The organism is Streptomyces sp. NPDC002309, assembly GCF_053593375.1.
Map to the genome: position 1 here is coordinate 153,823 of NZ_JBSFCI010000015.1, position 6,596 is coordinate 160,418.

Sequence of the window (6,596 nt, forward strand, 5' to 3'; positions counted from 1 at the left end):
ATCGAGGGCCACCCGAACCGCGAGGTGGTCGTATCGAACACGTTGCGGGAACGGCCGGTGCTGCCCGGGACCGGCCGCGCACAGGAGGAGAGCCCATGACCGGACTGCGGTACGTGTACGCCGTCAGCCGCCCCTTCGACGCGGCGCTGCAGTCCCAGCTGACGGGTGTGGCGGGTGCGCCACCCAAGCTGCTGCACCATCACGGTCTGATCGCCGTGGTCAGCTCGGTGCCGGAGCACGACTTCGCCGAGGAGCCGCTGCGCGCCCATCTGGAGGACCTCGACTGGTTCACCGCCACGGCCCGGAGCCACCAGGGCGTGATCGACGCGCTCACCACGGTGACCACGCCGCTGCCGCTCCGGCTGGGCACGGTCTTCCGGGACGACAGCGGCGTACGGATGATGCTGGAGGCACGGGAAGGCGACTTCCTGCGCACCCTGGACCGGCTGGCCGGCCGGGTGGAATGGGGCGTGAAGGTGTTCGCCGAACCGTCGGCCACCGTGTCCGGGGCGCCGGCGGAGCCTGGCACCACGGTGGATTCGGTGCGGTCCGCGCACGGTCCGGACACGTGGAACCGGCGGGCGGCCCCGGCGCCGGCGTCGGGCCGGGACCGTCCGGCGCGCGGCGGCGTCAAGGAACGCGAGCGGGGCCAGAGCCGGATCGAGGAGTTCGCGGAGCGCCTGCACGAGAGGCTCATGGCGCACGCCGACGACTCCCGGACGCACGCCCCCCGGAGCGCCGAGGTGTCCGGGGTCCTGGGCCGCAACGTGCTCGACGCGGCCTATCTGGTGCCGCGCGGCCGCTCCGAGGAGTTCGTGGAGATAGTGGACCGGACGAAGGACGAGATGCCGGGGGTCCGGGTGGAGCTGACCGGCCCCTGGGCGGCCTACTCCTTCGCGGGGGAGAAGCCGTGAGGGTGATCGCACGGCCGGCGATCACCCTGGTGGACACGGCCGGGCCCGCCCGGGTGCTCAGGCGGCCCGGGCGGAGGGAATCCCGGCGAAGGATGTCTCAGCCGGCCTTGCGGCACAGGATCTCCCCGTGCAGCACCCCGAACCAGCCGTCGGCCGCCGCCCCCCACTCCCGCCACGCCTCCGCCATGGCCCGCAGTTCCGCCTCGCTCGCGTGACCGCCCTCGACCGCCCGGCGCGCGTACGAGGACGCCACGGTGCGCTCCGCCCACAGGCCGCTCCACCAGGCCCGCTCCTCCGGCGACGCATAGGTCCAGGTGCTCGACGTGGCGGTGACGTCGGTGAGCCCCGCCCGCAGTGCCCACGCCTTCAGTCGCCGCCCCGCGTCCGGCTCGCCCCCGTTGGCGCGGGCCACCCGCCGGTACAGGTCGAGCCAGTCGTCCATGCCGGAGGAGACGGGGTACCAGGTCATCGCGGCGTAGTCGCCGTCGCGGGCGGCGACGAGGCCGCCCGGCCGCGTCACCCGCGCCATCTCGCGCAGCGCCTGCACCGGGTCACCGACGTGCTGGAGCACCTGATGGGCGTGGACCACGCAGAACGAGTCGTCCGGGAAGTCCAGCGCGTGCACGTCGGCCACCGCGAAGTCGACGTCGGCCAGTCCGCGCCCGGCAGCCGTGGCCCGCGCCCGCTCCAGGATCTCCGGCGCCCGGTCGACGCCGGTGACATGCCCGTCCGGGACCAGCGCCGCCAGGTCGGCGGTGATGGTGCCGGGGCCGCAGCCGACGTCCAGGATCCGCATGTCCGGCTCCAGCGAGCCGAGGAGGTACGCCGCGGAGTTGGCGGCGGTCCGCCAGGTGTGCGAGCGCAGCACCGACTCGTGGTGCCCGTGGGTGTAGACGGCGGTCTCCCTCGCCTTCGCCATGGCGGTGCCCCTTCTCGTCCGGCCGGACCACGTCCTCGGACACGGTACGCGTCCGGCCGGATGCTGAGACAGTGTGTTTCGCCATCCGGACGGACGGCGCGTCGGACGGTCAGTCCCGCAGAGGGAGCGGCCGGTAGACCACCAGTGCCTCCGGCACCTTCTCCAGCGACACCTCCCCCTCCACCTCGGTGACCTCGCCGTCGTGGGCGAGCAGCGTGCCCGGGGCGACGCCCGCCAGCCGCAGCCGGCGGACCTGGACGGCGGCGTGGGCGGGGGAGCCGGTCAGCGGTCCGGCGAAGGCGGCGGCGAGCAGCCGCAGCGCCGGCCGGCGGCCACCGTGCACGACCCGGACGTCCAGATGCCCGTCCGCGAGGTCCGTCCGGCGGGCGGGGGAGAGACCCGTCCGGTGGTAGGTGCCGTTCCCGACGAACACCAGCCACAGGGGCCGCACCCTGCCGCCCAGCTCGGCCTCCAGCGGATGCCGGTCGGCACGCAGCACGCGCAGCGCCGCGAGCAACCCGGCCGGCCAGCTGCCGATCCGGTGCGACCAGCGGTCCCGCTCGCGCACCAGCTCCGGGTAGACACCCAGGCTGAGGTTGTTGACGAAGACACCGCGCTTGTCGCCGCAGACGAACCGGCCCACGTCCACGCGGACCGCGTCGCCCTGCTCGACGGCCCCGGCCAGCGCCCGGACGTCCTCCACGCCCAGGTCCAGGGCGAAGTGGTTGAGCGTGCCGCCCGGCAGCACGGCGAGCGGCAGGTCGTGGCGCACGGCGATCCCGGCGGCCGTGCCGACCGTTCCGTCGCCGCCGCACACGCCCAGCACCCGGGCGCGGGCCGCTGCCTTCTCCAGCTCGTCCGGCACCTCCTCCGGCGGGCACTCGACGACCTCCGCCCGGGGCAGCGCGTCCCGCAGCGCCCGCACCAGGTCGGAGCTGCCCGCCGCCGTGTTCGCCACGACGACCAGCCCCTCGCCCTCGGGCAGCGCCGGGGCGTCCGCGCGCGGCCGGGGCGGCGGGGTGACCTGGTCACGGGTCGGCACCAGTGCCCTTACGGCGAACGCGGCGCCCACCCCGAGGGCCGCGCCCGCCAGCACGTCGCTGGGGAAGTGGACGCCGGTGTAGACGCGGGACATGGCGACGGAGAACGCCACGGGGGCGACCGCGGCACCCCAGGCCGGGGACTCCATGGCCACGCCCGCCGCGAAGGCCGCAGCGGAGGCGGAGTGCCCGGACGGGAAGGACGTCGTGATCGGCTGCCGCCTCAGACGGCGCACGGACGGCACCGCGTCGAGGACCGGGCGGGTGCGGCGCACGCTGCGTTTGCCGATCGTGTTGATCGTGGCCGAGGCCAGGGCGAGGGACGCCACCCCGCGTACGGCGGCCCGGCGCGCCCTCGGGGTGCGGCTCGCCGCGACGACGCCGGCGGCGGCGAACCACAGCAGCCCGTGGTTCGCGGCGCGGCTCAGCCTGGGCAGGACGGGCGCGGCGGCCGGCCAGTCCCGCGCGGCGGCGAACTCGAACAGCCGGTTGTCCAGTGCGAGCAGCCGCTCACGCAGCGCGTGGCGGCCGGGTTCGAGGGCGGTGAGGTCGACATCTGGGCTCATGCAGGGGCGGGTACCCTGATGCGGTTGTTTTCTGTCCGGCCCGTGATGGCCGGCACCCGGAGGAACCCATCGTGCGCCTGCTCTTGGTCCGCCACGGCCAGACCCCCTCGAACGTCGCCCACCTGCTGGACACCGCGGTCCCGGGGCCCGGCCTGACCGAGCTGGGCGAACGCCAGGCCGCCGCCCTGCCGGGCGCGCTCGCCGACGAGGACATCGAGGCGCTCTACGCCTCCACCCTCGTGCGCACCCAGCTCACCGCCGCGCCGCTCGCCGCGGCCCGCGGCCTCGACGTCCTCGTGCGCGACGGGATCCGCGAGGTGTCCGCGGGCGACCTCGAGATGCTGCCGGGCGGCTCGCGCAGGGGCGAGGAGTACATACGGACCGTGTTCGCCTGGGCCGACGGCGACACCGGCCTGCGCATGCCGGGCGGCGAGAGCGGCGAGGAGACGCTCGCACGCTTCGACGGAGTGGTCGCCGAGGCCGCCGCCGCCGGCGCCGGAACCGTCGCCATGGTCAGCCACGGCGCCGTGATCCGGATGTGGGCGGCCGCCCGCGCCGAGAACGTCGACATCTCCTTCACCCACCCCCTCGACAACACCGGTGTGGTGATCCTCGAAGGCTCCCCGTCCGACGGCTGGAAAGCCCTGACCTGGGCCGGTGCCACGGTCGCCTTCGCGGGCGAGGACGGCCCCACCCGGCGGCCGACGGACGAGCGCGGACACGCCCGGTAGCTCCCGGTAGCGCGGACCCGCCCCGGTTATCGGTTTGCCCCGTCCCGCCGCCCGCCCGCACAATGCGGCCTCATGGGACATCTGGAAGCCGCGCACATCGAGTACCACCTCCCCGACGGGAGGACCCTGCTCGGCGATGTGTCCTTCCGGGTGGGCGAGGGCGCCGTCGCCGCCCTCGTCGGACCCAACGGCGCAGGCAAGACCACCCTGCTCCGGCTGCTCTCGGGCGAGCTGAAGCCGCACGGCGGCTCCGTCACCGTGAGCGGCGGGCTCGGAGTGATGCGGCAGTTCGTGGGCTCCGTACGGGACGAGACGACCGTGCGCGACCTGCTGGTGTCGGTGTCGTCGCCACGCATCCGCGAGGCCGCGAAGGCCGTCGACGCCGCCGAGCACGACGTCATGACCGTCGACGACGAGGCGGCCCAGATGCGCTACGCGCAGGCGCTCGCCGACTGGGCCGAGGCGCGCGGCTACGAGGCGGAGACACTGTGGGACATGTGCACCACCGCCGCGCTCGGAATTCCGTACGACAAGGCGCAGTGGCGGCAGGTGCGCACGCTCTCCGGCGGTGAGCAGAAACGGCTCGTGCTGGAGGCGCTGCTGCGCGGCACCGACGAGGTGCTGCTGCTCGACGAGCCCGACAACTACCTCGACGTACCCGGCAAGCGCTGGCTGGAGGAGCGTCTGAGCGAGACCCGCAAGACGGTCCTGTTCGTCTCCCACGACCGCGAACTGCTCGCGCGCGCCGCCCAGCGGATCATCTCCGTCGAACCCGGCCCGGCCGGCGCCGACGCCTGGGTGCACGGCGCCGGCTTCGCGACGTACCACGAGGCCCGGCGGGAACGCTTCGCCCGTTTCGAGGAGCTGCGCAAGCGCTGGGACGAGAAGCACGCCCAGCTGAAGAAGCTGGTGCTGAACCTGCGTCAGGCGGCGGCGGTCAGCCACGAGATGGCGTCCCGGTACGCGGCGGCGCAGACCCGGCTGCGCAAGTTCGAGGAGGCGGGCCCGCCGCCGGAGCCGCCGCGTGAGCAGGACATCACGATGCGGCTCCGGGGCGGCCGCACCGGCGTGCGGGCCTTCACCTGCGCGGGGCTCGAACTCACCGGTCTGATGAAGCCGTTCGACCTGGAGGTCTACTACGGCGAGCGGGTCGCCGTCCTCGGGTCCAACGGCTCGGGGAAGTCCCACTTCCTGCGGCTGCTCGCCGGGGAGGACGTGGCGCACTCGGGGGAGTGGAAGCTCGGGGCCCGGGTCGTGCCCGGTCACTTCGCGCAGACGCACGCCCACCCGGAACTCATGGGCCGCCCCCTGCTCGACATCCTCTGGCGCGAGCACGCCCAGGACCGGGGCGCCGCGATGTCCCGGCTGCGCCGCTACGAGCTGACCGGTCAGGCCGAACAGAATTTCGACCGGCTCTCCGGTGGTCAGCAGGCCCGCTTCCAGATCCTGCTGCTGGAACTCCAGGGCGTCACCGCCCTGCTCCTCGACGAGCCCACGGACAACCTCGACCTGGAGTCCGCCGAGGCGCTCCAGGAGGGACTGGAGGCGTTCGACGGCACGGTCCTGGCGGTCACGCACGACCGCTGGTTCGCCCGTTCCTTCGACCGTTTCCTGGTCTTCGGCACCGACGGCCGGCTCCGGGAGACACCGGAGCCGGTCTGGGACGAGCGGCGGGTGGAGCGGGCTCGCTAGGTCGTGTTTCGAAAATCCCGTCTGCTCTGCGACGCCTGGCACGGCGCCTCGCCGCGTTGTCGGGATCGCTCGCGTACGCCCAGTACGCGGACGACCCTCCGCGGTCCGGCGCAGCGCTCGTGCCCGTTCGGGCCATCTCCGTGTCCAAGCCCCCGTCTTACGGCGCGATACGGCATTCGCATCGCCTGCAGAGCGGCATCACAGGAGGTGCGGTCCGTGCATGCCGGCAAGCAAGGCGCACTTGCCGCGGCTGCGCCGTCGCAACGAAGCGATCACGGTGGATGGCACCGGCGCCTGAGGATCATCGACGACGCTCAGTCGGACGGGCGCACGGGACAGCGTGAAGCCTTAGATCCCGGCAGGCGCACCGGGGGGCCGTGTCCGGGCACCCGCTGCCGGCTGCTGCCGGGAGCGGTGGAGAAGGGGCAGCGCGATCAGGGGGAAGATGACCACGGAGAGCAGCCCGGCGGCGACCAGAGCGGACGCGTTCTCGGGCCGTATGGCATCCAGTTTCAGGCCGATGGTCGCTGCGGCCACAATGACCGGCAGTGAGGTGGCCTGGAGCAGAGCTCCGGCCGCGACTTCCGGCCAGGAGAGTCCGGCTGCGCGGTACAGCAGTGCCGGAAGGCCGCGGACCAGCAGCAGCGCGGCCAGGAACATCGGCACCCGGAGGATGGTCCCGGCGTCCTCGAACAGGGCGCCGAGGTTGAACTGGATACCGCTCGTCACGAAGA

6 protein-coding genes are annotated in these 6,596 nt (G+C 73.8%); 3 read left to right on the top strand and 3 right to left on the bottom strand.

What is annotated here, in order from left to right:
• Nucleotides 1-95: 95 nt before the first annotated feature.
• Nucleotides 96-914 (top strand): GvpL/GvpF family gas vesicle protein, encoded by an 819-nt coding sequence (locus ACWCPM_RS15290; protein ID WP_450976631.1) that lies wholly within the window; start codon nt 96-98, stop codon nt 912-914.
• A gap of 97 nt (nt 915-1,011) precedes the next feature.
• On the opposite strand, the gene ACWCPM_RS15295 is transcribed toward ACWCPM_RS15290, so the two are convergent.
• Nucleotides 1,012-1,833 (bottom strand): methyltransferase domain-containing protein, encoded by an 822-nt coding sequence (locus ACWCPM_RS15295; RefSeq protein WP_450976632.1) that lies wholly within the window; start codon nt 1,831-1,833, stop codon nt 1,012-1,014.
• A gap of 109 nt (nt 1,834-1,942) precedes the next feature.
• Nucleotides 1,943-3,439 carry a phosphatase PAP2 family protein gene (locus ACWCPM_RS15300; RefSeq protein WP_450976633.1) on the bottom strand — a complete coding sequence of 499 codons (1,497 nt, stop codon included), beginning with the start codon at nt 3,437-3,439 and terminating at the stop codon, nt 1,943-1,945.
• 71 nt (nt 3,440-3,510) lie between these two features.
• Here ACWCPM_RS15300 and ACWCPM_RS15305 point away from each other — a divergent pair, with 71 nt between their 5' ends.
• Together ACWCPM_RS15305 and ACWCPM_RS15310 are read left to right on the top strand one after the other, a co-directional pair.
• The gene (locus ACWCPM_RS15305) at nt 3,511-4,170 is read left to right on the top strand and encodes a histidine phosphatase family protein (RefSeq protein WP_450976634.1); all 660 of its coding nucleotides are present in this window, start codon (nt 3,511-3,513) and stop codon (nt 4,168-4,170) included.
• Between the two features lie 72 nt (nt 4,171-4,242).
• A complete protein-coding gene (locus tag ACWCPM_RS15310; RefSeq protein WP_450976635.1) occupies nt 4,243-5,862 on the top strand; it encodes an ABC-F family ATP-binding cassette domain-containing protein in 1,620 nt (539 codons plus the stop codon).
• A 348-nt stretch (nt 5,863-6,210) separates the two neighbouring features.
• On the opposite strand, the gene ACWCPM_RS15315 is transcribed toward ACWCPM_RS15310, so the two are convergent.
• Nucleotides 6,211-6,596, bottom strand: a 386-nt coding sequence (locus ACWCPM_RS15315; RefSeq protein WP_450976636.1) for a cation:proton antiporter domain-containing protein, incomplete at its 5' end; no start/stop codon positions are given.